A 23313-nucleotide genomic window follows, 5' to 3' on the forward strand; every position below is an offset into this window, starting at 1 on the left:
ACCCGCACTCAGGGCTGAAGATGCGCTCGCCACGCGACTTCATCGCAGCTCAAACCGCAACTGCCTGAGTGTCCGGCGAAACGGGGGCAAGACCAGATAGTTTCTTCTTCCACGTGCAGATCACGGTCGACCGGCACAACGGTATCTTCATCGTCATCCAAGCGAACTCCGACGATAGGACGGGGCTTCTGCTTCCTCTTCTTCGGTCCGGTAGGGTGCCACGGGAAAACCAAGCCATGAACGGTCATCCAGTCGAGAAGGGGACGATTGGCGCGGATGCGCGTTCGTCCGCTACGCCCGGAAGCCTTGTCGTAGAAGCCATTCCTGACTTCAATCCACGGGACGCCATCCACTTCGACGGTCTTGATTGCCTCGAAGACCCGGCGAAAAGCGGAATAGCTAAGGTGCGGGTAAGGCCCCGAGGGCGAGAACGCATCCTTGGCAAGAGGAATTGCCACGTAGTCCTGCCGACGGGTCGTGCCGCCGCCCTGCGCGATGATCGGCCAAGAGGCGATGTAGGCAAGCGAGTGCAGGATAATTCTCACGGCTTGCCGGTGCTTGTGGTCGAGGCGATCCGGGATGGTTGCGTTCTTCGACACGGGGACCGGGCTGGAGTGCTGGCGATCCTGCATCGTGGCGAGGAATTCCCTACCGGCGGTCTCCAGGCGGTCGAGGTACGGTTCATGCCCTTCGACGGTGCAAAACAGGGGAAAGGACGCTTCGACGTCAGACATGACGGGCAGCAACCGAGGTTTGGCAAGGCTTGAACACGGTCGAGACCTTTTGGGAGGAGGAAGGAGGACCACCTATCTAACTAGGTCGAAACCGATTCTCAAGTTATTGTTTTTGTTACCTTAACTAGTGCCTTAGTTGTGGCCTCAACTGCCGAACTAAACGGAAGCCATCACGCCCGGCGTACTACGACTGCCCATCGACCAGTGATGCCCGTGGAGGCTGCGGAAGTGGTCACTGAATGCGGTCGTACGTCAGGCGCCAGAGGTGTAGCCCACAGCTTAAGCGCGACTCTACGGCCCCTCATAGGGCCTCTACGGGGCTTCTGTATGTTTACTGCCATTTAGCCGGATTTTATGCCGAAGCCGTAGACGGAACCCCCACCGCCCCCGGTGGCACTCGCCCCCACCCAGTGGACAACCAGTAGCGGAGCTTTTGCTAGTGCCAGAGGTCGGTCTTGGTTCAGAGTGCCGAAAGAGGAAGTACGAGGAACTAGAATGCCGATTTCGCTTGGACATGTCGTAGAGGCTCTCTCATCCTTGGGTGGAGAGGCTCACTTGAACCAGATCGTCAGGCGCGTCTGCGAGATCGCGCCGCCACCGCTTCCTGAGAAGCCTGACGCAGCTGTAAGGCGGACTATCCAGGATGCCTGTCGCGAAGCCAGAGGCTTCAAGCACCGAGCAGACCTTTTCCAGAGCGTTCACGGGATCGACGCTCGCAAAGGCGTGTGGAGGTTACGCACTGACCTTCTCAACCCTTCCGAGCCGGACAGTGTGCAGGACGGCGCCGAAGCCTTCATCGAGGCAGAAGAGGGCCGAGCGAACCTCCGCATTCACCTTCGCCGTGAGCGATCCAGAAAACTGATTGAAGCCTTCAAGGCCGAGCGGCCGGATGCCTCTTGCGAGGCTTGCGGTATGAGGTTCTCAGAAATCTATGGCGAGTTAGGCGCGGGATACATTGAGGCACACCACAAGGTCCCTGTCGCGCAGCTGAAGGACGGCAGCAAGACCAAGATTTCCGATCTGGCGGCTCTTTGCGCCAACTGCCACCGCATCATTCACAAAAACAACCTGATGCCTGTTGAGGAATTGGCTAAGCTTCTAGCTGAACGAACGAACTTACAGCATTGATCGCCGTTCGTAACGGACTTAGCGCATCGTGTTACTCTAGGGTATACCCGTACGGACAGGGCGGGGTGTTCATAAGGATGCGTCCGTAAGGGTTGCTTTCGATCTACGGACATGCCTTTCTTCGAACAGAACCTTTACGGACAGTTCGAGGGCATCCCATGACTACAATTTTTTACGCTCGCGTCAGCACCGCCGACCAGACGCTCAGTCACCAGGTTTCCCAGGCGAGGGCAGCAGGGTTCGAGATAGACGAGGTGCTATCGGATCATGGCGTCTCAGGCGTCTCCACGGCCCTACGGGATCGCCCAGAGGCCAAGCGGCTGTTTGACAAGCTACGGAAGGGCGACACTCTGGTTGTCCGTTGGGTGGACCGTTTGGGCCGGAACTACGCGGACGTAACGGACACGATCAGGGAGTTCATCCGTAGGGGCGTAACCATCCGCACGGTCATCAACAACATGACCTTCGACGGGACGCCACAGGACCCCATGCAGGAGGCCGTGAGAGACGCGCTGATCGCCTTCATGGCTGCGACGGCACAGGCCCAGGCGGAAGCCACGAAGGAAGCGCAGAAGGCTGGCATAGCCGCTGCAAAAATGAATACCACGAAGTACCGGGGCAAGAAACCAAGTTATGACAGAGCGACGTTGGGAGACGTTGTGCGACTGTTGGGTAATGGCTTAGGTGCATCAGCCGTCGCCAAGATGACCGGCCTCAAAAGGCAAACTGTGCTTCGAATAAGGAAGGACCCGTCTGTTGCGGAAGCCGCCTTACAAAAATGGGGGCTATAGCGCGTCCCGCCGATAAATCTTGGCGAGGGATATGGCCCAAAGTACCGCCATGGTAGAAGCGAGATATTTTTAGAGTATCCTTACGACCATCAAAGAAAGGTATGGAATATTGCCAAAAAACCAGAATCCGTTCGAGAAAATGGAAACGTTCGCCTCATTGCTCAATGCCTTCAACGAGCAGAAGAAAGAGGCCGAAAACCTGCTGCTTCAAGATTGCAAGGCATTATGGGAAGCAGGCGAGCATCTTCCGATGGAACTACTCAAAAGGTTTGGATGGTCGGGAAAAGGAAACGAATGGCTGGAGAACCACCACCCCTTCTTTGCGGTCTACGAGGCAACCACACAGATCGAGACGGCATTTAAAATCCTTGTCCAGGCAAGAGCGTCCTTGGTGGAGCTGTACGGACACTACCACGCGGGACTAATGTATGACGGCTTTGAACTGTCCGAGGAAATAGCTTGGAAAGCCACACACGAGTCTTTTAAGTACGTTTTTGCTGCGTCGGCCCTTGTTCAGGCTTACCGAAGATTCCTAAACTTCGGTGAAGTCGACAAAGAAGGGTATGACCGGGTGTTCAGCCGCGCTTTTCCCGACACTGAACTGATGGCGTTCGTACAGAAACTACGAAACTGCTATGGGCATCAGATGCTTCTAGAAGTGTCCCCGGTCGGCACAGTTTCATATGGCGACGATATCAAGGTAGAAAGCGGCCTGACATTTGATAGGGTAAAGCTTCTAGCACTTAAGGATGCTTGGAATGCGGATGCTAAACGCTTCATCGAAAGAAGCGATAAGCTTAACGTGCTGGAGATTGTGGGCAAGTACCATCGAATGGCATCAGAACTATTCGAAGGGTATGGCAGCGCGACTGGCGTGATCCATACGGTAGGTTTCCGTGAAATCGCACGCTGCAAGCAAGCGATCACATCAGCTGGGAAAATAATATCCTTAGGTATCATACTACAAAGCGCGAAACAAAGAGCAGTCGATCCATACGCCCATCTAGCGAAGCACTTTACCAAGAACGAATTGGAGAAAATCCGATGCCTACCCTCCCACTCACGCGAGCAGGTAGATTACATGGTGGCGCTTCGGGATCCACTGGGGCTGTGTGACGATAAACTTAGGGCGGAGCTGTACGAGCTTTTCGAGTGTTGATGCCGCGGAATTCAACGTCGCGTCGCCAAAGATCTATAGCTGATCCTACCACGGTCGTGGCCCAAAGTTCCGTTCTCGGAACTCACGACAGACGCCCTCAAGGCCGGGAAACATCGATCCTGGCGAGATGCCCATCAAGGAAAGCCGAGCCAGCATTTCGTGTCGGCTTTTAGCGGGCAGATCAAAAACCCGAAGGTAATTCTTCTGCTGCCTTTGCTCGTTGAAGCGAATATACGTCTCTACATCGTCCAAATTCGTAACCGACGCGAGAGATTGCTGCGGTATAGCTCGCTCGTTTCCCAAGGCCAAAGGTTCGATTAGGGAAAAGTGAGGACGGCAATACGTAACGCTATGGATTTGGTTAAAGTCCTTTTGCCATTCAAGCGCGTCGAACATGAAAATTCGAACTGGTTCGACAGCTTCAACCTCCGGACGCGCAGATGAATAGGCAAAAAAAGCCGCGACAAATGGCGAATAAGTCCAATCCAGTAGCGGTGTCGGATATCCGTGGTGCTGCAGAAGATGCATAAATGCACCCATATCTTCAGGCTCTTCGAACCTAAAGCGATGACCTGTTTTTCCGACTACGGCACCGCGTACTCGGGGAATGTCTTCGTGCCAATACCGTGCCAAGTCTTTCCTTGCGGTGCGATGAAAAGCAGTCCGAAGTCGCCAAGGCGCAGACTGCCCCCGGAAGACGAACCGACGCGGCTGCGTCAAGCATTCCTCGACTGCCGATTGAAAAGACGCCCAGTCAAAAACGTCTCGGGCTGGTTCGATTTGGGAAGGCTTAGTTGCTTGGCTTCTAATAAGCTCGGCTCTTCCCTTGGTGCCAAGGTCGGACTCCCAAGAAACGTTAAGAGTTTCGCCGTCTCTTTGCGCTTCAATAGTGACCTCGTTACTAAACGCCCCGGCTGGAATGTCAGCAGCATTGACCAGCTTCGGGCGGCGGGGGTCAATCGGGTATACTGGTACGGTAGCCTTAAACCCGTCGGAGTCATTCTTGATCTTGATAGGCGCATACGAATGCAAACTATTTGGCGCATCCTCGTATGCATAGGCCCCGCCAATGAGGTGATCGCCCACCTCGTCGAGGTCCAGCATCGCCAAGCCGTTGTTAGTTCCGGCGAAGAAGCCAATCCATTGCGCCGCTAGACCTGTTCCCATGCTTCTGCCAATGCCCTTACTGATGCTTAAGTATGGAACCATCGTACACTTGGCACTTCAACCGAGATGCCCGTTCTTTGGCGAAGAAACCTCAACTAGTGCTACTCATCATAGAATACTGTTCCTGGTATGGTTGCCTCGGCCCACCTTTGACATCATCCCTGACACTACGCCCGGCACTACAAGCAAGCACCCCTAAATATTTTAATACTAATTTTCAATCGCTTAGCTTAGAACTGGAGAATTTCGGGGCAGTCCGGTACTCGCCTCCAATTGATTGAAAGCGCTTGCTCCGGCACGCAGCCCTTTGCCCAGCGTTTCGAAGACGGCATTGACTCTTCAACGCTATTATCCATCCGTTTTCCGAGGGTCGTGCGCCCGCTTAGCTAGGTTGCGCTGCCGCATCCTCGCCCTGCACTGCTTGCGCGGTTCGCTCCCGCCTTCTTCTCAGCCGAAACGAAGTTCGCCTCCAAGCGGTCGGTGAAAGGTATCCATCGCGCGGCGCTGAAGCTTCGCGTTCGCGGCCATGTTCATGTGGCGGGTGATCTTGAGATCCCGTCGTATATTATCGACGTCGAAGCGCGGTGGTCGAAAAGCTGACGCTGCTCGGAGTTTCATCGCCGGGCACCGAGCCATCGTTTCCGGCCGGCGCGTCATTCTTCCAGGTGCCCTCAAGGCCGTCTTCCAGCAGGTCCTCGACGAAGAGACCCAGCAGCTGGGAACGGCTCTTCACGCCGGCCTTGCGATAAACAGCGGCAGTCTGTGCTTTGGTTGTGCCTTCCGATGTGCCGCGGATGCGCGCAATCTCTGCGGTCGAAAAGCCCTTGACTGCCATCATGGCGACGTCGCGCTCTGCCGGCGTCAGACCCCATGCCGTGAATTGCTCTTGGATGACTTCGAAGAAGGCTCCCTTCGCTAGCCGCAGCCGGTCCTCGGCTAGGTTGCGCGCGCGCATTGACGCATGAAGAACCCACGCCGACAGCACTGCGCCAAGTGCCAAGCCCAATGCAGATGCTACCTCGATCGCCTCGTACAGCGCCCAGGCGATGGGCTGGCTGCGCAAGCCCAGTGAGCTGACTGTCAGGTCGTAGAACACGAAGACCGCGCATAGGAACTGCACCGCCAGCAAAACCGCGACGAGGGAGCTTCGAGTGAACTTCACGCGGGAAAGCGTGTTGTGTCGCCGCGATCAGTCATTGCCGCCGCGACCGTTACCGTTGCTCCGGCCTCCGCCCTGGCCTTTTTCATCGCGGCCCTTCCCGCTTCCGCCACCGGCATTGCCCCGGCCGCCGCCGCTGGCGCCGCTGCCGGGATTGCCGTGGCCCGCGCCGCCAGAATCGTCGTGAGCACGCCCCGCGCCTTCGCGGCCCCGGCCGCCTTCCGCCCTCTGGCGCTCGCGTCGATCGATAATCCGCGGGGCCGGATCCGGTCCGACCGCGTTGACGGACTCGTAGGCATGATCGCGCATCAGTGCGCCGGTCGATGGGTTGTAGACGATCTCGCGCGTTGTGTCCGGGCTCTTGGCGAGAATCCTCACTCGGCCCAGCCATGTGCGCGAGATATCGATGTCGCTGTAGCCTTGGGCTCGCAACTGTCTAAGAATCGCCTCCGTTCCCGCATCGTTCTGTGCCAGCGCAGGTCCTGCAGCCAGAAAAGCCACAGTGGAGACGAAGAACGTGCGGCGGTTCATCCTGTCAGCAAGCAATCGAGACCACCCCCGTCTGAATCGTGCATCTATCGAGCGAGTCGTGTTCTTCCCTGGCACGGCTGCTCTTCGTCATGATCTTCAGCGTCTTCGTTTGGGTCTTCATCACCACCACGGTCATCGTGATCGTCGTCGTGCGCGTGACCGCGAGCACGCGCCTTGTCGTCTCGGTTAACGTGCGGGGCGATCTGCTGCAAGCTTTGACCATATGGGCCTCCAGGTGAGTGGACTTCGGCCCGCTGCCCCCGCCAAGGGAGACAGGCGCCGGCAGCAGAACCGGCACGATGGGGACAACTCCGCGTCGGGAAATACGACGGAAGCAGCGGGCAGCCGCGGGACAGCGACAACCGGTCCAAAGCACGCCCGGCGGCGCCCGGCCAATCCGTCACCGGGTTAGAGGGGCGTTTTCAGCCCTTGAAGTACGTCCATAACCTAAAAGTTTATACGCGTCCTGCCAGTCCGCCGCTGGTCGCTACTGTGCGATGAGCCCCGTGTTGCGAGGTCCGGCAAGGCGCGGATTGCTTTGCCAATCCCAGCAAGTGCTCAGGACAATTCCAAGGAACGCACCATCGGTCGTGGTATGGCGGCACGCTCCGGAAATCGAGGGCCAGGTAGGGGCGCCCCGGTCTGCCGATGATGGGCTTCGCCTTGCATGGGAACGGAGTGAGCACCGCGCGGCACGTTTGCCAGAGACGACGCCGCCGCCGGGTGGGGTCTCACGTGCGCACACCGCGATATCCGAAAGGACACCCGACATGACCGACGATGCCCCCCGCAAGGCGCGCCATCAGGAGCAGCAATAGGGAAAAAAGGTCGATGACGCACACCGCGCCGGTCAGGAAGCCTACGGAGATGTGGCGCAAGCGCTGCTGCGCAAGCCCGCCCCGACCGAGCGATCCGAGCGCGTCGCCGGCCTTCAAAGCGCGAGACGCCGCTTCCCCGATCGCCCGCCGCGGCTTCGACAAGGCCTTGGACATCTACGAGGATCAGCCGCTTCTGGCAGGCGCCATCGCGCTTGCGGTCGGTGCAGCCCTTGCCGAAGGTCTTTCACTCTCGCGCAGGGAAAACCGCTATCTAGACGCGAGTACAGCGATGCTTTCATGGAGGAAGCCGAGCGGATCTTCCGTGAGGAAAGCCAGAAGGCGGATTCCCTCGTCCGCGCCGCGGGGGACGAAGCGCTGAACGTCGCCGAAGAGAAGCGCGAAGCTGCCGGCCGGACAGCGCCAGGCGATCACAATTCAGCCTCAGCGGCTCGCGAAGAGGCCGAGGATGCCGCCTCGCGCGTCCGCGACCACGCGACAGACGAGGCCGAACGCCAGGACCTGGGCAAACCGCGCACCTGAGACGCGGCACGAAAGAACGGACGCCGGACGGAACTGCGCGGACCAGTCGCGAGGTCCAGCCGCACACGATCGGCGACGAAGCGATAGGTCGATCTGGTTGCCAAAAACGTGCCGCACTTCGGACAGCCCGAAGGGAAAGCAGACCCCGTTTCCGCTACAGATTCGCGGCCGGACCATCCTGCATAGCGACGACCGCATGTGCTGCGGACGCTCGTGCCGCTGCACTTCCGTACTTTCAGCTCAACGCCGACGAAGCTCGCTTTACTCGCATTCCGTGCTTCTCACGGGCGCTCATTGGTCGCTCGATTGAGCGATGACATCGGCTAAGATGTCAGGTGAGAGCTTCACCGGGTTTGCCTTCATCGAGGAAGCACGCGCTGCCGCGTCCGCCCAGGAACGGCGGTCGTCGTCGCCGGTGGCGGGGAGGTACGGCAGCGCATTTTCATCGATCCAGCGCGCAAGGCCGTCGAGCTGATCGGTCCCCGCCTGACCGAACGTGTCGCCGATCCAGCGCGAGACCTGGTCGAAACGGGTCATGGCCGATGCATCATGCGCCAAGGCGTGTCGATTGGCCCGCAGCACGGGGACGAGCAGGCGGCCGCAGATCGCACCATGCGCCATGCCCGTGCGTCCGCCGATCACACCGGCCAAGCCGTGAACCGCCCCCAGCCCCGCATTCGTCAGCGCGATCCCCCCTTGGAGCGAGGTCAGGGCCATCGCGTCGCGTGCGTCGGGGTCGTCGCCGGCCGCGACACGGCGCAGCGCCTCCAGACCGCGCGGGATCGCGTCACGGCACAGCGCGTCGGTGAACGGGTTGGCCCGCGCGCTAAGGTAAGGCTCAATCACCTGCACCACAGCGTCGAGGCCCGAGGCCAGCGTCACCGCGGGAGGACAGGCGTCGGTCAGCGCCGGGTCGACGAAGGCGTGCGCCGGCAGCAGGCGTGGGTCGCGCAGCGAGACCTTCAGGCCGGCATCCGGCACGCCGATGACAGCGTTGCGCGTCGCCTCGGCGCCGGTGCCGGCGGTGGTGGGCAGCGCGATGAGCGGCAGCAGGTCGCGCTCGAGGGAACGGCCTGCACCGACGCCTTCGAGGTAGTCCAGCACGTCGCCCGGCTGCGGCGCGAGACCGGCAACCGCCTTCCCAAGGTCGATCACTGACCCGCCACCGACAGCGACGACGCAGTCCGCTCCGGCGTCGCGCGCCGCGATCCGGCCGGCCTCGACTTGGGGCAGCGTCGGCTCTCCCGCCCCGTGCAGGACCGTGACGACGCAGCCTTCGGCCTCGATCATGGCGACGAGACGATCCGCGAACGAGGCAGAGCGCCCCCGCACCAACAGAACGCGTCGTCCCAGCGCGGCGGCCGCGGCGGCAGCATCATCGGCGCAGCCGCGCCCGAACCGGACGTCACGGGGCAATGTCAGGTCGAAGGGAGTGATCATGGCGGTCCTCTAACGTGGAAGGCCCTAGTAAGGAAGACGCCCCGCGCGTTGCCGCGCGGGGCGTCCAGACGGGGCGGGTCTGCGGACCCGCCGCCAGCCTCAGTTCTGCCAGGACTTGATCAGCTCGTCATACGAGATGGTCTTGGGCTCTTCCTCCTCGTTCTCCAGCTTCGCCTTGGGCGAACCTTCCTGCGAGAGCCAGTACTCGGGGTCACGCTCTTCGTTGAGCTTGGGCCCGATGTCCCCCTGGATGCCGGCCCGCTCGATACGCGCCATCACCTGTTCCTGGTCCGCGCACAACGCGTCCAGCGCCTCTTGCGGGGTCTTGGCGCCCGACATCGCGTCGCCGATGTTCTGCCACCAGAGCTGTGCCAGCTTGGGATAGTCCGGCACGTTGGTGCCGGTGGGCGACCACGCGGTGCGCGCCGGCGAACGGTAGAATTCCACCAGACCGCCCAGCTTGGGCGCCCGCTCGGTGAAGCTCTCGTGGTTGATCGAGCTGTCGCGGATGAAGGTCAGGCCCACGTGGCTTTTCTTCGTGTCCACGGTCTTGGACGTGACGAACTGCGCGTAGAGCCAAGCGGCCTTGGCGCGGTCGACCGGCGTCGATTTCATCAGCGTCCAGGAACCCACGTCCTGATAGCCGATCTTCATGCCGTCCTCCCAGTAGACGCCATGCGGGCTGGGTGCCATGCGCCATTTCGGCGTGCCGTCCTCGTTCAGCACTGCGTCGGCGCCCTCGCCCACCATGTCCGCGGTAAAGGCGGTGTACCAGAACATCTGCTGCGCGACGTTGCCCTGCGCCGGAACCGGACCGGCCTCGGAGAAGGTCATGCCGGCGGCCGCCGGGGGCGAGTACTTGTTCAGCCATTCGATTGCCTTGGTCACGGCATAGACCGCCGCAGGCGCGTTGGTCGCACCGCCACGATCGACACAGGAACCGACGGGCTGGCTGTCCTCGTTGACGCGGATGCCCCATTCGTCGACCGGAAGGCCGTTGGGTTCACCCTTCGACCCCATGCCGGCCATCGACATCCACGCGTCGGTGTAGCGCCAGCCAAGCGACGGGTCCTTCTTGCCATAGTCCATGTTGCCATAGATTTCGGCGTCGATGCCCATGTGCGACAGGTCGCGCCCGGTGAAGAACTCGGCGATGTCCTCGTAGGCCGACCAGTTGACCGGAACGCCAAGGTCATAGCCGTACTCGTTGCGGAAATCTTCCTGGTTCTTGGCGTCGTTGAACCAGTCGTAGCGGAACCAGTAGAGGTTCGCGAACTGCTGGTCGGGAAGCTGGTACAGCTTGCCGTCCGGCGCGGTGGTGAACTGGGTGCCGATGAAGTCATCGAGATCCAGCGTCGGGCTTGTGACGTCGGCGCCTTCGCCATCCATCCAGTCGGTCAGGTTGCGCGCCTGCTGGTAACGCCAGTGCGTGCCGATCAGGTCGCTGTCGTTGACATAGGCGTCGTAGATGTTCTCGCCCGACTGCATCTGCGTCTGCAGCTTCTCGACGACGTCGCCTTCGCCGATCAGGTCGTGCGTGACGTTGATGCCCGTGATCGCCGTGAAGGCCGGGGCAAGAACCTGACTTTCGTATTCATGCGTGGTGATCGTTTCCGACACGACGTTGATGTCCATGCCCTGGAAGGCCTCGGCCGCGTCGACGAACCACTGCATCTCGGCTTCCTGCTCCTCGCGGGTCAGGGCCGACATGTCGCCGATTTCCTCGTCGAGGAACTGGCGCGCCTCTTCCATCCCGGCGAAGGCCGGTCCGGATGCGAGGCCCAGCGCAAGCGCCAGGGCCGTGGTGGATTTCAAACTCAGGTTCATAGGTTCCTCCCTTATTATCGAACCGTTCATTTCGGTATTGCGCGCGAGGCGTGGCCTCACGCGTCTCTCACACCCAGCGGAAGACCGCCGCGGCGTAGACCAGGCAGACGGCCAGCGCCCACGGCTGGTGCCCCCCCACCAGTCCAAGCCAGGCCAGGTTGATGAAGGCCGAGCCCAGAAGCGTGATGAAAAGCCGGTCGCCGCGCGTCGTCTCGATCTGCAGGACGCCCTTTCGGGGCGTCTCGGGGAACTTGATCCCGAGGATCGTGAAGACGACCAGCAGCGAAGCGATGACGACGAAGAAGATCGCGGTCGGCCAGGTCCATGCCATCCATTCCATGTCTCTGTCCCTCCCTTACACGCGGCCCAGGGCGAAGCCCTTGGCGATGTAGTTGCGCACGAAGTAGATCACCAAGGCGCCCGGCAGGATGGTCAGGATACCGGCCGCTGCCAGCACGCCCCAGTCGATGCCGCTGGCTCCTTGTGTCCGGGTCATGATCGCGGCGATCGGTTTTGCGTCGACGCTTGTCAGCGTGCGCGACAGCAGCAGTTCCACCCAGCTGAACATGAAGCAGAAGAACGCGGCCACGCCGATGCCGCTCGCGATCAGCGGCATGAAGATCTTCACGAAGAACTTTCCGAAACTGTAGCCGTCGATATACGCCGTCTCGTCGATCTCTTTCGGGACGCCGCGCATGAAACCCTCGAGGATCCAGACCGCCAGCGGCACGTTGAACAGCGTGTGCGCCAGTGCGACCGCGATGTGCGTGTCGAACAGGCCGACGCTGGAATACAGCTGGAAGAATGGCAGCGCGAACACGGCCGGAGGCGCCATCCGGTTGGTCAGCAGCCAGAAGAACAGGTGCTTGTCACCGAGGAAGCTATAGCGGCTGAACGCGTAAGCCGCCGGCAGCGCCACCGCCAGGCTGATCACCGTGTTCATCGTCACGTAGATGATCGAGTTCACGTAGCCCATGTACCAGGACGGATCGGTCAGGATCGTCCGGTAGTTGGCAAGCGTCAGATCCGAGGGCCACAGAGTGAAGCTGTTCAGGATCTCGGTGTTCGTCTTCAGGCTCATGTTCAGCAGCCAGTAAATCGGCAGCATCAGGAACAGCAGGTACAGCGTCATCACCACCACCGAGCCGCGCACCTTGACGCGCCGGCGGGTGCCGCCCGCGGTCAGGTCCTCGGGAATGCGGGGCGTGGTCGTCGTCGCGTCGCTCATCGGTCACATCCCCCGCTTGTCGAGATTGGTCATCACCGTGTAGAACACCCAGCTGATCGCGAGGATCACCAGGAAGTACATGATCGAGAACGCCGCCGCAGGGCCCAGGTCGAACTGTCCCAGCGCCATCTTGACCAGGTCGATGGACAGCAGCGTGGTGGCGTTGCCGGGCCCACCGCCGGTGACGACGAACGGTTCGGTATAGATCATGAAGCTGTCCATGAAGCGCAGCAGGATCGCGATCATCAGCACGCCCATCATCTTGGGCAGCTCGATGTAGCGGAACACCTTCCAGCGGCTCGCCTGGTCGATCTCGGCGGCCTGGTAGTAGGCGTCGGGGATGGACTTGAGTCCGGCATACGCCAGCAGCGCCACCAGCGACGTCCAGTGCCAGACGTCCATGACGATGATCGTGACCCAGGCGTCGAACGTGTCCTGCGTGTAGTTGTAGTCGATCCCCAGCGCGTCCAGCGTGTTGCCCAGAAGGCCGATATCGACGCGGCCGAAGATCTGCCAGATCGTGCCCACCACGTTCCACGGGATCAGCAGCGGCAGCGACATCATCACCAGGCAGAAACTGGCCCAGAACCCGCTTTTCGGCATGTTGAGCGCCACGAAGACGCCCAGCGGCACCTCGATCGCGAGGATGATCCCCGAGAACATCAGCTGCCGGCCCAGCGCGTCCCACATGCGTTGCGATTCCAGCATTTCGCGGAACCACATCAGCTTGTCCTCGAGCGAGAAGAACTCGCCCCCGAACGTGTCCTGGATCGAGTAGTTCACCACCGTCATCAGCGGGATCACGGCCGAGAACGCCACCAGCACCAGCACCGGCAGCACAAGGAACCACGCCTTCTGGTTTACGGTCTTGGTCTGCATCACGCGGCCTCCTCTTGCCGGGTGCGCGGTGCGACGCGCCAGTCGTCGGCATATACGTTCACGTGGCCCGGATCGAAGCGCACCCTCGTCATGTCTGCGCCGATCGCGTCGCCCTCGTCCGCGATGATGTTGATTTCGGTGCCGAAGAAATCGGCGCGCACGATCTTGTGCCGACCCACATCCTCGACCCGGCGGATCCTGACCGGCAGGCCCTCGCCCGCGGTCAGGTGCACGAATTCGGGCCGCACGCCGATCTCGACCTTGCCGCGCGGCGTGTCATAGGAGCCACCCAAGGGGATCTCCTTGCCGTCGACATAGGCGCGGTCCCCCTCGACCTTCGCCGCCAGCAGGTTCATGCCCGGCGAGCCGATGAAGTAGCCGACGAAGGTGTGCGCCGGGCGCTCGAACAGCTCGTCCGGGGTGCCGATCTGCACGACGCGGCCGTCATACATCACCACGACCTTGTCGGCGAATGTCAGCGCCTCGGTCTGGTCGTGGGTGACGTAGATCATCGTGTGGCCGAAATCGTGGTGCAGCTTCTTCAGCTGGGTCCGCAGTTCCCACTTCATGTGCGGGTCGATCACTGTCAGCGGCTCGTCGAACAGCAGTGCGTTGACGTCCTTGCGCACCATTCCGCGGCCCAGGCTGATCTTCTGCTTGGCGTCGGCACCAAGCCCCCGTGCCTTGCGCTTCAGCATGTCCTCCATGCCGATCATGCGCGCGATCTCCTGCACGCGCTCGGCAACATAGGATTCGTCACGGCCGCGATTACGCAGCGGGAAGGCCAGGTTGTCGTGCACGGTCATGGTGTCGTAGACGACCGGGAACTGGAACACCTGCGCGATGTTGCGCTCGGCCGTGGGGGCGTGGGTTACGTCCTTGTCGTCGAACAGGATGCGCCCCTGGCTGGGATGCAGCAGCCCCGAGATGATGTTGAGCAGCGTGGACTTCCCACATCCCGAGGACCCCAGCAGCGCATAGGCCTGCCCGTCGGCCCAGTCGTGGTTCAGCTCCTTGAGCGCGTAGTCGTCCTCGCCCTGCGGGTTCGGCAGGTAGCTGTGCGCGAGGTTGTCCAGCGTGATCTTGGCCATGACCCCTCCCCCTCAGGCAGCAAGCGCGTAGGCGGCCGGTGCCACCAGCGCGCCGTCGCGGTCGAAAATGTAGACGTGACGCGGGTCGAGATAGACGCGCAGGGCGTCCCCCGGCGTCAGGTGGCGGATGCCGTGGATCAACCCGACCCAGCGTTCGCCCGCGTGGTCGAGATGCACGAAGGTCTCGGACCCCGTCAGTTCGGTCACCACAAGCGTCGCGTCGAACGCCATCGCGTCGGCGGCGTGACGATCGATCTCGACGTGGTTCGGGCGGAACCCGGCGGTGTAGCGCCCGTCCGGCAGATCGGCCAGCTTGCCCGCCGCCGGCGCGCTCTGCCCGTCGCCGTACATCAGCTTCACGCCGGTCTTGGACACCGGCAGGAAGTTCATCGGCGGATCGCTGAACACCCGCGCGGTCGTGGCATCCACGGGCTGGCGGTAGACCGTGGGCGTGGGCCCGAACTGCGTCACGCGGCCTTCCCACAGCGTGGCGGTGTTGCCGCCCAGCAGCAGCGCCTCTTCGGGTTCGGTGGTCGCATAGACGAAGATGCTGCCGGATTCCTCGAAGATGCGCGGGATCTCGACGCGCATCTCCTCGCGCAGCTTGTAGTCGAGGTTCGCCAGCGGCTCGTCCAGCAGCACGAGGCCGGCGTTCTTCACAAGCGCACGGGCCAATGCGCAACGCTGCTGCTGGCCGCCTGACAGTTCCAGCGGCTTGCGGTCGAGCATCGGCGTCAGCTTCATCATCTCGGCAGTTTCGCGCACCCGGCGGTCGATCTCGGCCTTGTCGATGCCCAGCAGCTTCATCGGCGAAGCAATGTTGTCGTAGACGCTCATCGACGGGTAGTTGATGAACTGCTGGTAGACCATCGCCACCTTCCGGTCCTGAACGCGCACGCCCGTCACGTCCTCGCCATTCCAGACAATTTTGCCCGTCGCTGGGGCGTCCAGACCGGCCATCAGCCGCATCAGCGACGTCTTGCCCGCCAGGGTCGGCCCCAGAAGCACGTTCATCGTACCCTTTTCCAGCGTCAGGTTCGTGGGATGGATGTGCGTCTGCCCCTCGACGACCTTCGACACGTTTCTCAGCTCAAGCGTCATCGTTCCGGTCTCCTCATTCCGCGGCGCGGGCGGCGCGGTCGCCGGCCTGATTCTTCATCCATTCGTCGAGCGCGTCGATCTGCCTCTCGGTCATGCGCAGGCCCAGCTTGTTGCGGCGCCAGACGATGTCCTCGGCGCGGAGGGCGTATTCGTGGCGCATGAGCCAGACGACTTCCGTCTCGGTCAGGGTAGCGCCGAAATCGCGGCCCAGATCGGCAGCCGAAGATGCCTCGCCCAGCATGTCGGCGGCCTGTGTGCCGTAGGCGCGCACCAGCCGGCGAGCCCAGAAATCGGTAAGGAACGGGTAATGCGCCTTGAGCCCGTCGATCTGGGCCTGCACCCCGTCGACCGGGAAATCCCCACCCGGCAGCGGTACGCCGGCGGTCCAAGGCCCAGGCACGTCCAGATGCGCGCCGATTTTCTCGAGCGCCGATTCCGCGAGCCGCCGGTAGGTGGTGATCTTGCCGCCGAACACGTTCAGCACTGGCGCGCCGCCGGACGCATCCACCTTCAGCGTGTAGTCGCGCGTCGCCTGCGTCGCGCTGCTGCTGCTGTCGTCGTAAAGCGGCCGGACCCCGGAATAGGTCCAGACGATGTCGTGGCGGCCCAGCTTGTGCTTGAAGTATCCGTTCGCGAAATCAAGCAGGTAGTCCTGCTCGGCCTCGGTCGCCACGGGCTTTTGCGACGGATCTTCATGCTCGGCATCCGTCGTACCGATCAGGGTGAAATCCTCCTCGTAGGGAATGGCGAAGATGATCCGGCCGTCGGTGCCCTGAAAGAAATAGCACTTGTCATGGTCATAAAGCCGCTTGGTCACGATGTGGCTGCCGCGCACCAGGCGCACGCCCTCGGTCGAGTTGACGCGCATCCGGGTCTGGATGATGTCGCCGACCCAAGGCCCGCCCGCGTTGACCAGCATGCGCGCGAAATACATGGCGCGATGACCGGTCTGCGTGTCCTCGGTCTCGATCCGCCACAGATCGCCCTCGCGCGCGGCCGACAGCACCTTGGTGCGGGTCATGATCGCCGCACCCCGCGCCTCGGCGTCGCGGGCGTTGAGCACGACCAGCCGCGAATCCTCGACCCAGCAATCGGAATACTCGAACGCCTTCTCGAAGCGGTCGTCCAGCGGCGCGCCCTCGGGCGTACCCTTCAGCGAGACGGTCGTGGTTCCCGGCAGTATCTTCCGTCCGCCGAGGTTGTCGTACAGGAACAGCCCTAGCCGGATCAGCCAGGCCGGGCGGCGCCCCTTCATCCACGGCATGAACAGGGTCAGCAGCTTCGAGGTCGGCGTTGTGGATTCGAACCGCATGTCGCGGTGATAGGGCAGCACGAAGCGCATGGGCCAAGCGATGTGCGGCATGGCGCGCAGCAGGGTCTCGCGCTCGATCAGGCTTTCGCGGACCAAACGGAATTCGAAGAACTCGAGGTAGCGAAGCCCGCCATGGAACAGCTTGGTCGAGGCCGAGGACGTCGCCGAGGCCAGATCCCCCATCTCGGCCAGCCGCACCGACAGCCCGCGGCCTACCGCATCCCGCGCGATCCCGCACCCGTTGATGCCGCCGCCGATGACGAAAAGATCGCTGGGTTGGTTGTCCTGGCTGGCCACTCGCGTCCTCCCCACGCTGTCGCATGACCGACTGTGCCCAAACCAGCGTCATTTCGCAAACATTTTTCTTTCGAATATTTTCGCTTTCGGTCAATCTCCTGAAATTCAATGCAGTTTCGCGAAAAGTCTCAGCGCTTGGAGCAGCGTGGGCCGGGCAGACGCGGCGCCCACCAAGGGCCGCCGTCGCTCACGCGCAGCGTTGAAGCGCGAATCCGAACGAAAACGAACATCGCGCCAAGGGGCATCAGCCTCGGCCGTAAGGGTCTTTTGGATTGCGGTCGGTGGACAGGCTCTGCTGCGAGCGCGAGACCAGAAGCTCGATCGCGTCGGCGAGGTGTTCCCGGTCGATGTTGTAGTCGCCACGCTCGACCCGGATGCGATGCGCCTCGATCATCACGTCGGCGTGTCGGCATCCCTCGGGCGGCTCAAACCGGTAAGAAGCCAGTTCGATCGTCAGCCCAAGCGGGTCCTGAAAGTAGATCGAATCCATGAAGCCGCGATCCTTCGGACCGGAATGCCTGATCCCGCGCGCGTCCAGCCGCTTGGCCACCTGCCAAAAGCTGGCTTGGCTGACGTTGAAGGCGATGTGGTGCACCGCGCCGGTTTCGCTCGAGGTGCGGGACGCGTCGGGCTTGCGCTCTTCGTTGGTGAAGATCGTGATCAGCCGGCCGTCGCCGGGATCGAAGTAGAGATGTCCCTGCGACGGGTCGTCCAGGTTCGGCTGGTCGAAGATGAACGGCATGCCCAGCACGCCCTCCCAGAAATCGATCGAGGTCTGGCGGTCGGCGCCCATCAGCGTGATGTGGTGAACGCCTTGGGTCTGGATCTTGCGCATGGTGTCGGCGGCCATGGTGAATGCTCCCTTTCGTGTGGAGCAAATGTAGGCCGGCAGCGCCCGTCGGTCATTCCTGCATCCGCGCACAGGGTTCGTGTCCGAGGTCCAGCGCCGCCCTAACGCAGCTTGGGCGGACGGTCCGGATCGCTGCCGGGCGCGATGGGCTCGATGCGACCGGGGCGCTCGGTCTCCGGCAGGTCGAAGCGCAGCGCGTGGCGCGCGAGTTCGGCCAGCAGCGGAGAATTGTCGGGCAGGAAGGCCACGTCCAGCGCGCCCGCTTCGAGCCCCGAGAAGACCAGCGCCTCATTCATGGCGCGAGCCAGCGCGCCCTCGGCACCGGGCTGCGTGCCCGAGAAGGCCAGCAAGTGGCCGCGCGAGCCATCGTCGTAGATAACCGCGGCCAGGTACGCCTTGCGCGCCAGTCCTGCCGCCGTGGAAAGCTTGGTGTCCAGCGCCGACAACAACGTGTCGGGCAGGCCGCGTGGCGCCGAGATCTCGCGCGGGGTTGCCTCGGCCTCGGCCGGCCCGTGGTCCAGCGTTTCGCGCAGCCAGGCCAGCGCCTCGGGCGGCAGAAGGATGGCCGAGGGCGCCACCTCGATGTTAAGCGCGAGGCCGATGCCCTGCCCCGCCAGCATTCCCGCGAGGCCTCGGCCAGACAACGCCGCGTAGGGCACCGCGCGGCCGGCGAAGCCAGACAGGCGCTCCTCGAGGTCGAAGGCCAGCACGAAGCGAGCGTCGCCGATCTCGAATATCTCGGGGTTGATGTCGCGGCCCACGGGTTCGGCGGAAAGCATCAGCACCAACTCGCTGTCGGCCAGCCGCTCGTAGAAGCGCAGGCGCGCGGAATCGTCGTCGGGCGCGGCCTCCATCGCGGCATGCGCGGCGTCGAGCGGAGTTTCGGTCATGCAAGAGCCTCCTGGACCCGGTCGCGCAGCGCCGGCAGCAGCTGGTCGGCAAACCAAGGGTTGCGTTTCAGCCACGCGGTGTTGCGCCATGATGGATGCGGCAGCGGGATCGTATCGGGAAGGTACTTTTCCCAGTTCGCCACCGTTTCGGTCATATTGCCCGTTTTGCCCAGATGCCACCGCTGCGCGTAGGATCCCACCGGAATCGTGAGCTGCAGGTTCGGCAACGACGCGACGACTTGGGTCCGCCAGGTGGACGCGCAAATCGGCGGCGGCGGCAGGTCCGAGCCCTTGCGGTATCCCGGAAAGCAGAACGCCATGGGCACGATGGCGATGCGGTCCTCGTCGTAGAACATGGCCTCGTCCAGGCCCAGCCAGTCGCGAAGGCGGTCGCCCGACGGGTCGGTGAAGGGCCGCCCCGAATGGTGCACGCGCATCCCCGGCGCCTGCCCCGCGATCAGCATCCGCGCCGTTGGCCGCGCGCGGATCACAGGACGCGGCGCGTGGCCGGTTTCGGTCGCGGCGAACCTGTCGGCGCACAGGCGGCAGGCGCGGATGTCTTCTAACAGCAGGTCCATGGCGCAGGATGTAGGACCGCCCTCTGCGAATTGCACGGGGCGCGCGCTACGGCGGCGCGCATCGCGCGCAGCTTAAGACCCTAGCGGCGGCAGGATTTTGTTTCTCCACCGGGCCATAATGTGGTCAGAATCCGCGCCTAGACTACGATGACTGCAAGAATGCGGGCAGGTGGCAGCGACAGGCGGCGCGATGCTGGAATTCGACATGGTCAGCAAGTCGTTCTGGACCGGGACACAGCGCAAGGTCATCCTCGACCGCGTGTCGTTCCGCGTCGAGCTGGGACAGTCGCTGGGCATCCTGGCCCCCAACGGCACCGGCAAGTCCACCGTGATCCGCATGATGGCCGGGCTCGAGAAGCCCGACGAGGGCGAGATTCGCCGCCTGTGCAACGTGTCTTTTCCGCTTGGCTACATGGGGGGCGTCATCTCGAAGATCTCGGCGCGCGAGAACGCGCGCTACATCGCCCGGCTTTACGGGCTGGACCCGGACTACGTGGAATCGTTCTGCCGCTGGCTTTGCGGGCTCGAGGAGTATTTCGACCAGCCGCTGGGCACCTATTCGACCGGCATGAAGGCGCGCTTTACCTTTTCGCTGATGCTGGCGCTGGACTTCGACATGTACCTGATCGACGAGGGGATGCCCAACTCGACCGACGTCGAATTCAACCGCAAGGCCGGCGAGATCTTGGCCGAGCGGCTGCGCACCACGACGATCGTCATCGTCTCGCATCAACCCGAAGTGCTCGAGAAATTCGCGCGGAAGGCGGCGGTCCTGATGGACGGACGGCTGCACATGTTCGACACCTTGGAGGAAGCGAAAGAGCTGTATGACTACGAAACCCAAGGCTAGGAAATTCCGCATCCGGCGGCCGGGGACCGGCGCGCCCGACCCGCTCCGGAACAACGCCGAGGGGGCATCGGAAAAACAGGGCAGCGACGGCCCGGTGGCCACTGGCGCGGCGAAGTCCGCCCCGGCGTCCGCCTCCGGAGAGGCGCCCTCTCATACCGTCGGTGCCAGCGAAGACTTGGCTGGCACCGAGGCGCTGACCGGCCGGCAGTTGCGCATGGCGCGCAGGGTCGCCTCGCGCCACGGGATCGAAGCCCGATCGGACGTCGATGCCGTGCACCAACTGAAGGCCCGCGGCATCGACCCTTTCCAGCGGTCCAACATGCTCGAGCTCGTGGTCCGCGATCCGAAGGACTCCGCGCCAGAAGAAGACTCCGCCCCCGCTGTCCGCCTGCCCCAGACCCGCCCGCCCGACTCGGTACCATCCACCCGAACACCGAGTCCGTCCGAGCGCCGCGCCGCCGAAATCGTCCAGATCCAGAACGATCTCGCCCGCCGCCGCCGGCGCCGCCTGGGTCTGCTTCTGGCCCGGCTTTCGTTTCTCGTGCTGCTGCCGACATTGATCGCCGGAATCTATTTCTACGCCGTGGCGACCCCGATGTATTCCACGAAGTCCGAGTTCCTGATCCTGAAAGCCGAAACTGCCGGCGGCGGGGGCATGGGCTCGCTCCTGTCGGGCACCCAGTTCGCCACCAATCAGGACGCGATCGCGGTCCAGAGTTACCTGATGTCGAAGGACGCGATGCTGCGGCTGGACCGCGATGTCGGGTTCAAGTCGCACTTCACGCAGGACTGGATCGATCCGATCCAGCGTCTGCAGGACGCCCCGTCAAACGAAGAGGCCTACGCGCTCTACAAGCGCAACATCGAAATCGGCTTTGATCCGACCGAAGGCGTGATCCGCATGGAGATCGTCGCCGCGGATCCCGCGGTCGCGGCCGAATTCAGCAACGCCCTGCTGAGCTATGCCGAGGAGCGCGTCGACAATCTGTCGCTGCGCAAACGTTCGAACGCCGTGCGGGATGCCGAAGACGGGCTGGTCGAAGCACAGGATGCGCGGCGCGAGGCGCAGGAGAGGCTTGTGCGCATGCAGCAGGACGGGGCCGTGATCGACCCCGAGGGCCGAATTGCCGCACTGCGCAGCCAGATCAACAACATCGAGATCCAGCTGCAGGAAAAGCAACTCCAACTGCAGGCTCTGTTGGACAATCGCCGACCGAACGAATCCCGCGTCCAAGGGGCCGAAGGCGACATTCGCCGCTTGGAAACGCTGCTGGCCGAACTCAACGCAGAAATGACCACCGCAACCACGGGCGGCGACTCGCTGGCGGAGAAGGCGGTACAGATCAAGCTGGCCGAGGCCGACCTGGCAACCCGCGACCTGATGCTGCAGACCGCGCTCGAACGCCTCGAACAGGCGCGCCGAGACGCCGACAGCCAAGCGCGCTACCTTACGACGTCGGTGGAACCGGTACCCTCCGAGGATCCAAGCTACCCGCGCAAGTTCGAGAACACGGTTCTCGCATTCCTCATTTTCGGCGGCATCTATCTGATGATCTCGCTGACCGCCTCGATCCTGCGCGAACAGGTAACAAGCTGAGACCTTGACCGCGCCGCCTCGCCTGCCGACAGAAAACCGCTTGCAGCGCCATCGGATGCCTTGCTAAACGCGTCGACGGAGAGGTGGCCGAGTGGTCGAAGGCGCACGCCTGGAAAGTGTGTAGGCGGGAAACCGTCTCGAGGGTTCGAATCCCTTCCTCTCCGCCACTTGCCCTCGCGAAAGCGTTCTCTCGACCCGGCTGCGGCCGGATTTTTGCGTTGTTTTCGAGGGTTATGCGGGAGAGGCTGAGCACTGGCCTGGTCGCCAAGAGGCCCGGAAGCGGTCTCTCAGGGTCGATATTCTCTGGACCTGTTGCCTGCGTCATTTCGGTGAAGTTTTTACAAGCACCTGATAAAACAACGTTTTGTCAGGTGTCCCGCTAAACACTTCGATTTCAGGGGCATTTGCCGCGTGGAACAGAAATCGAACTTTGCCGGGTGGCGACAGTGAAGAACACGTATGGGCTACTCCCGCATGACCTTTTCCATGCGCCATGCGCAGTATGAACAAATGCCGGCGTCATAGTTGAAGTCGTCTGGATTGAACTCTTCTCCGCACATTGAACATGTCAGGTCAGCGCCCGGGCAGAGGACGCAACCTTCTCCGTTCACCCAGCTTTCACGATGGCATTCGGGACAGGTTGTGACTGGCGGTTCTCCGCCGTCCGTCATGGCGATGTATGCGTCGGTTGCCAAAGACTCGCCGATTGCAGCCTCGAAAACATCCTCACGATCCAATGCCTCGCCACACGGCGTTGTTGCGTAACTCTGACTGCGGGCGATTCACATCGCGAATCCATGCGGTTAGACGGGTCGCATGAGCAAGCCTCCTCCCGCCCGCTACCGCACGACGAACTGGTCCAGCCATAACGCCGCGTTGCGCAAGCGCGGCTCGATGCTGATCTGGGTGGACAAGGAAATGGCCTGGCTGGCGCCGCATGAAGGTCGGCTCGGCCGCCCTCCCGTCTTCTCCGATGCCGCGATCCAGTTCTGCCTCTCGATCAAGGTGCTTTTCAAGCTGCCCTTGCGGCAGACCGCGGGCATGGTGGCCAGCCTGCTGCGGCTGGCGGGGTTGAACTGGTCCGTCCCCGACTTCAGCACCCTGTGCCGCAGACAGAAGACGTTGGTTGTGCAGCTCCCTTACCGCCGTGCCGACGGTCCCCTGAACCTCCTCGTGGACAGCACCGGCATCAAGTTCCTGGGCGATGGCGAATGGCAGACCCGCAAGCACGGCGTGCAGGGTCGCCGCCAGTGGCGCAAGGTCCACCTGGCGATGGATACCGCCACTTCGGACATCCGGGCAGTCGAGTTCACCCCCAGCAGCGACGGCGACAGTCCGATCCTGCC

At 62.5% G+C, this 23313-nt stretch carries 24 protein-coding genes and 1 tRNA gene; 8 read left to right on the forward strand and 17 right to left on the reverse strand.

What is annotated here, in order from left to right; all coding sequences use genetic code 11:
• Positions 1–8 precede the first annotated feature (8 nt).
• Positions 9–734: a hypothetical protein gene (locus BLW27_RS19345; RefSeq protein WP_143042375.1), complete on the reverse strand. Its 726-nt coding sequence runs from the start codon at positions 732–734 to the stop codon at positions 9–11.
• Positions 735–1289: 555 nt separating this feature from the next.
• On the opposite strand from BLW27_RS19345, the gene BLW27_RS19350 reads away from it, so the two are divergent.
• From BLW27_RS19350 to BLW27_RS19360, 3 genes are all read left to right on the forward strand, one after another.
• Positions 1290–1862, forward strand: coding sequence for an HNH endonuclease (locus tag BLW27_RS19350; RefSeq protein ID WP_177178005.1), 573 nt, complete (start codon positions 1290–1292; stop codon positions 1860–1862).
• Between the two features lie 158 nt (positions 1863–2020).
• Positions 2021–2653: a recombinase family protein gene (locus BLW27_RS19355; RefSeq protein ID WP_089886217.1), complete on the forward strand. Its 633-nt coding sequence runs from the start codon at positions 2021–2023 to the stop codon at positions 2651–2653.
• Between the two features lie 139 nt (positions 2654–2792).
• A complete protein-coding gene (locus tag BLW27_RS19360; protein ID WP_089886219.1) occupies positions 2793–3812 on the forward strand; it encodes a hypothetical protein in 1020 nt (339 codons plus the stop codon).
• Between the two features lie 45 nt (positions 3813–3857).
• Here BLW27_RS19360 and BLW27_RS19365 read toward each other — a convergent pair whose 3' ends face one another.
• The 5 genes from BLW27_RS19365 to BLW27_RS19380 all read right to left on the reverse strand — a co-directional run bounded on the left by BLW27_RS19365 (position 3858) and on the right by BLW27_RS19380 (position 7661).
• Complete coding sequence (locus BLW27_RS19365; RefSeq protein WP_245710959.1) at positions 3858–4979, reverse strand: FRG domain-containing protein; 1122 nt, start codon at positions 4977–4979, stop codon at positions 3858–3860.
• A gap of 565 nt (positions 4980–5544) precedes the next feature.
• Positions 5545–6141: a helix-turn-helix transcriptional regulator gene (locus BLW27_RS19370; RefSeq protein WP_089886223.1), complete on the reverse strand. Its 597-nt coding sequence runs from the start codon at positions 6139–6141 to the stop codon at positions 5545–5547.
• Between the two features lie 27 nt (positions 6142–6168).
• Positions 6169–6669: a hypothetical protein gene (locus BLW27_RS19375; RefSeq protein ID WP_143042376.1), complete on the reverse strand. Its 501-nt coding sequence runs from the start codon at positions 6667–6669 to the stop codon at positions 6169–6171.
• A 4-nt stretch (positions 6670–6673) separates the two neighbouring features.
• Complete coding sequence (locus BLW27_RS21520; RefSeq protein WP_143042377.1) at positions 6674–6967, reverse strand: hypothetical protein; 294 nt, start codon at positions 6965–6967, stop codon at positions 6674–6676.
• Between the two features lie 433 nt (positions 6968–7400).
• Positions 7401–7661, reverse strand: coding sequence for a hypothetical protein (locus tag BLW27_RS19380; protein ID WP_089886227.1), 261 nt, complete (start codon positions 7659–7661; stop codon positions 7401–7403).
• A 123-nt stretch (positions 7662–7784) separates the two neighbouring features.
• Between BLW27_RS19380 and BLW27_RS19385 the strand changes: the two genes are divergently transcribed.
• Positions 7785–8027, forward strand: coding sequence for a hypothetical protein (locus tag BLW27_RS19385; RefSeq protein WP_089886229.1), 243 nt, complete (start codon positions 7785–7787; stop codon positions 8025–8027).
• Between the two features lie 291 nt (positions 8028–8318).
• Here the strand turns inward: BLW27_RS19385 and BLW27_RS19390 are convergent, their stop codons facing one another.
• The 11 genes from BLW27_RS19390 to BLW27_RS19440 form a co-directional block, all read right to left on the reverse strand.
• Positions 8319–9464 (reverse strand): iron-containing alcohol dehydrogenase, encoded by a 1146-nt coding sequence (locus BLW27_RS19390; protein ID WP_177178008.1) that lies wholly within the window; start codon positions 9462–9464, stop codon positions 8319–8321.
• 102 nt (positions 9465–9566) lie between these two features.
• A complete protein-coding gene (locus BLW27_RS19395; protein WP_089886233.1) occupies positions 9567–11294 on the reverse strand; it encodes an ABC transporter substrate-binding protein in 1728 nt (575 codons plus the stop codon).
• A 67-nt stretch (positions 11295–11361) separates the two neighbouring features.
• Positions 11362–11634 carry a DUF2160 domain-containing protein gene (locus BLW27_RS19400; RefSeq protein ID WP_089886235.1) on the reverse strand — a complete coding sequence of 91 codons (273 nt, stop codon included), beginning with the start codon at positions 11632–11634 and terminating at the stop codon, positions 11362–11364.
• A 15-nt stretch (positions 11635–11649) separates the two neighbouring features.
• Positions 11650–12522 (reverse strand): carbohydrate ABC transporter permease, encoded by an 873-nt coding sequence (locus BLW27_RS19405; protein ID WP_089886236.1) that lies wholly within the window; start codon positions 12520–12522, stop codon positions 11650–11652.
• Between the two features lie 3 nt (positions 12523–12525).
• On the reverse strand, positions 12526–13401 hold the full coding sequence (locus BLW27_RS19410; RefSeq protein WP_089886238.1) for a carbohydrate ABC transporter permease: 876 nt from the start codon (positions 13399–13401) through the stop codon (positions 12526–12528).
• Positions 13401–14492: an ABC transporter ATP-binding protein gene (locus BLW27_RS19415; protein WP_089886239.1), complete on the reverse strand. Its 1092-nt coding sequence runs from the start codon at positions 14490–14492 to the stop codon at positions 13401–13403. Before BLW27_RS19415 ends, BLW27_RS19410 begins: the two co-directional genes overlap by 1 nt.
• Positions 14493–14504: 12 nt before the next feature.
• The gene (locus BLW27_RS19420; protein WP_089886241.1) at positions 14505–15593 is read right to left on the reverse strand and encodes an ABC transporter ATP-binding protein; all 1089 of its coding nucleotides are present in this window, start codon (positions 15591–15593) and stop codon (positions 14505–14507) included.
• Positions 15594–15606: 13 nt separating this feature from the next.
• Positions 15607–17202, reverse strand: coding sequence for a glycerol-3-phosphate dehydrogenase (gene glpD, locus BLW27_RS19425; RefSeq protein ID WP_089886243.1), 1596 nt, complete (start codon positions 17200–17202; stop codon positions 15607–15609).
• A gap of 244 nt (positions 17203–17446) precedes the next feature.
• A complete protein-coding gene (locus BLW27_RS19430; protein WP_089886253.1) occupies positions 17447–18037 on the reverse strand; it encodes a VOC family protein in 591 nt (196 codons plus the stop codon).
• A gap of 116 nt (positions 18038–18153) precedes the next feature.
• The gene (locus BLW27_RS19435) at positions 18154–18942 is read right to left on the reverse strand and encodes an SseB family protein (RefSeq protein WP_089886245.1); all 789 of its coding nucleotides are present in this window, start codon (positions 18940–18942) and stop codon (positions 18154–18156) included.
• On the reverse strand, positions 18939–19520 hold the full coding sequence (locus BLW27_RS19440) for a uracil-DNA glycosylase family protein (RefSeq protein ID WP_089886247.1): 582 nt from the start codon (positions 19518–19520) through the stop codon (positions 18939–18941). Before BLW27_RS19440 ends, BLW27_RS19435 begins: the two co-directional genes overlap by 4 nt.
• 190 nt (positions 19521–19710) lie before the next feature.
• On the opposite strand from BLW27_RS19440, the gene BLW27_RS19445 reads away from it, so the two are divergent.
• From BLW27_RS19445 to BLW27_RS19460, 4 genes are all read left to right on the forward strand, one after another.
• Positions 19711–20370: an ABC transporter ATP-binding protein gene (locus BLW27_RS19445; protein ID WP_089886249.1), complete on the forward strand. Its 660-nt coding sequence runs from the start codon at positions 19711–19713 to the stop codon at positions 20368–20370.
• Positions 20348–21967, forward strand: a complete 1620-nt coding sequence (locus BLW27_RS19450; RefSeq protein WP_089886251.1) for a KpsE/RkpR family capsule polysaccharide export protein — start codon at positions 20348–20350, stop codon at positions 21965–21967. Before BLW27_RS19445 ends, BLW27_RS19450 begins: the two co-directional genes overlap by 23 nt.
• Before the next feature lie 77 nt (positions 21968–22044).
• Positions 22045–22134, forward strand: a tRNA-Ser gene (locus BLW27_RS19455).
• Positions 22135–22783: 649 nt separating this feature from the next.
• Positions 22784–23313 (forward strand): IS5 family transposase (locus tag BLW27_RS19460; protein WP_143042378.1); only part of this gene is annotated, 530 nt, incomplete at its 3' end.

The organism is Citreimonas salinaria (assembly GCF_900107235.1).
In the GTDB taxonomy this organism is placed as follows: Bacteria; Pseudomonadota; Alphaproteobacteria; order Rhodobacterales; family Rhodobacteraceae; genus Citreimonas; species Citreimonas salinaria.

Coding starts and splice junctions, on each gene's coding strand:
- BLW27_RS19345 (WP_143042375.1), bottom strand. CDS start 734: ATGTCTGACGTCGAAGCGTCCTTTCCCCTGTTTTGCACCGTCGAAGGG.
- BLW27_RS19355 (WP_089886217.1), top strand. CDS start 2,021: ATGACTACAATTTTTTACGCTCGCGTCAGCACCGCCGACCAGACGCTC.
- BLW27_RS19360 (WP_089886219.1), top strand. CDS start 2,793: ATGGAAACGTTCGCCTCATTGCTCAATGCCTTCAACGAGCAGAAGAAA.
- BLW27_RS19365 (WP_245710959.1), bottom strand. CDS start 4,979: ATGGGAACAGGTCTAGCGGCGCAATGGATTGGCTTCTTCGCCGGAACT.
- BLW27_RS19375 (WP_143042376.1), bottom strand. CDS start 6,669: ATGAACCGCCGCACGTTCTTCGTCTCCACTGTGGCTTTTCTGGCTGCA.
- BLW27_RS19380 (WP_089886227.1), bottom strand. CDS start 7,661: ATGTCCAAGGCCTTGTCGAAGCCGCGGCGGGCGATCGGGGAAGCGGCG.
- BLW27_RS19385 (WP_089886229.1), top strand. CDS start 7,785: ATGGAGGAAGCCGAGCGGATCTTCCGTGAGGAAAGCCAGAAGGCGGAT.
- BLW27_RS19395 (WP_089886233.1), bottom strand. CDS start 11,294: ATGAACCTGAGTTTGAAATCCACCACGGCCCTGGCGCTTGCGCTGGGC.
- BLW27_RS19400 (WP_089886235.1), bottom strand. CDS start 11,634: ATGGAATGGATGGCATGGACCTGGCCGACCGCGATCTTCTTCGTCGTC.
- BLW27_RS19405 (WP_089886236.1), bottom strand. CDS start 12,522: ATGAGCGACGCGACGACGACCACGCCCCGCATTCCCGAGGACCTGACC.
- BLW27_RS19410 (WP_089886238.1), bottom strand. CDS start 13,401: ATGCAGACCAAGACCGTAAACCAGAAGGCGTGGTTCCTTGTGCTGCCG.
- BLW27_RS19415 (WP_089886239.1), bottom strand. CDS start 14,492: ATGGCCAAGATCACGCTGGACAACCTCGCGCACAGCTACCTGCCGAAC.
- BLW27_RS19420 (WP_089886241.1), bottom strand. CDS start 15,593: ATGACGCTTGAGCTGAGAAACGTGTCGAAGGTCGTCGAGGGGCAGACG.
- BLW27_RS19430 (WP_089886253.1), bottom strand. CDS start 18,037: ATGCGCAAGATCCAGACCCAAGGCGTTCACCACATCACGCTGATGGGC.
- BLW27_RS19435 (WP_089886245.1), bottom strand. CDS start 18,942: ATGACCGAAACTCCGCTCGACGCCGCGCATGCCGCGATGGAGGCCGCG.
- BLW27_RS19440 (WP_089886247.1), bottom strand. CDS start 19,520: ATGGACCTGCTGTTAGAAGACATCCGCGCCTGCCGCCTGTGCGCCGAC.
- BLW27_RS19445 (WP_089886249.1), top strand. CDS start 19,711: ATGCTGGAATTCGACATGGTCAGCAAGTCGTTCTGGACCGGGACACAG.
- BLW27_RS19450 (WP_089886251.1), top strand. CDS start 20,348: ATGACTACGAAACCCAAGGCTAGGAAATTCCGCATCCGGCGGCCGGGG.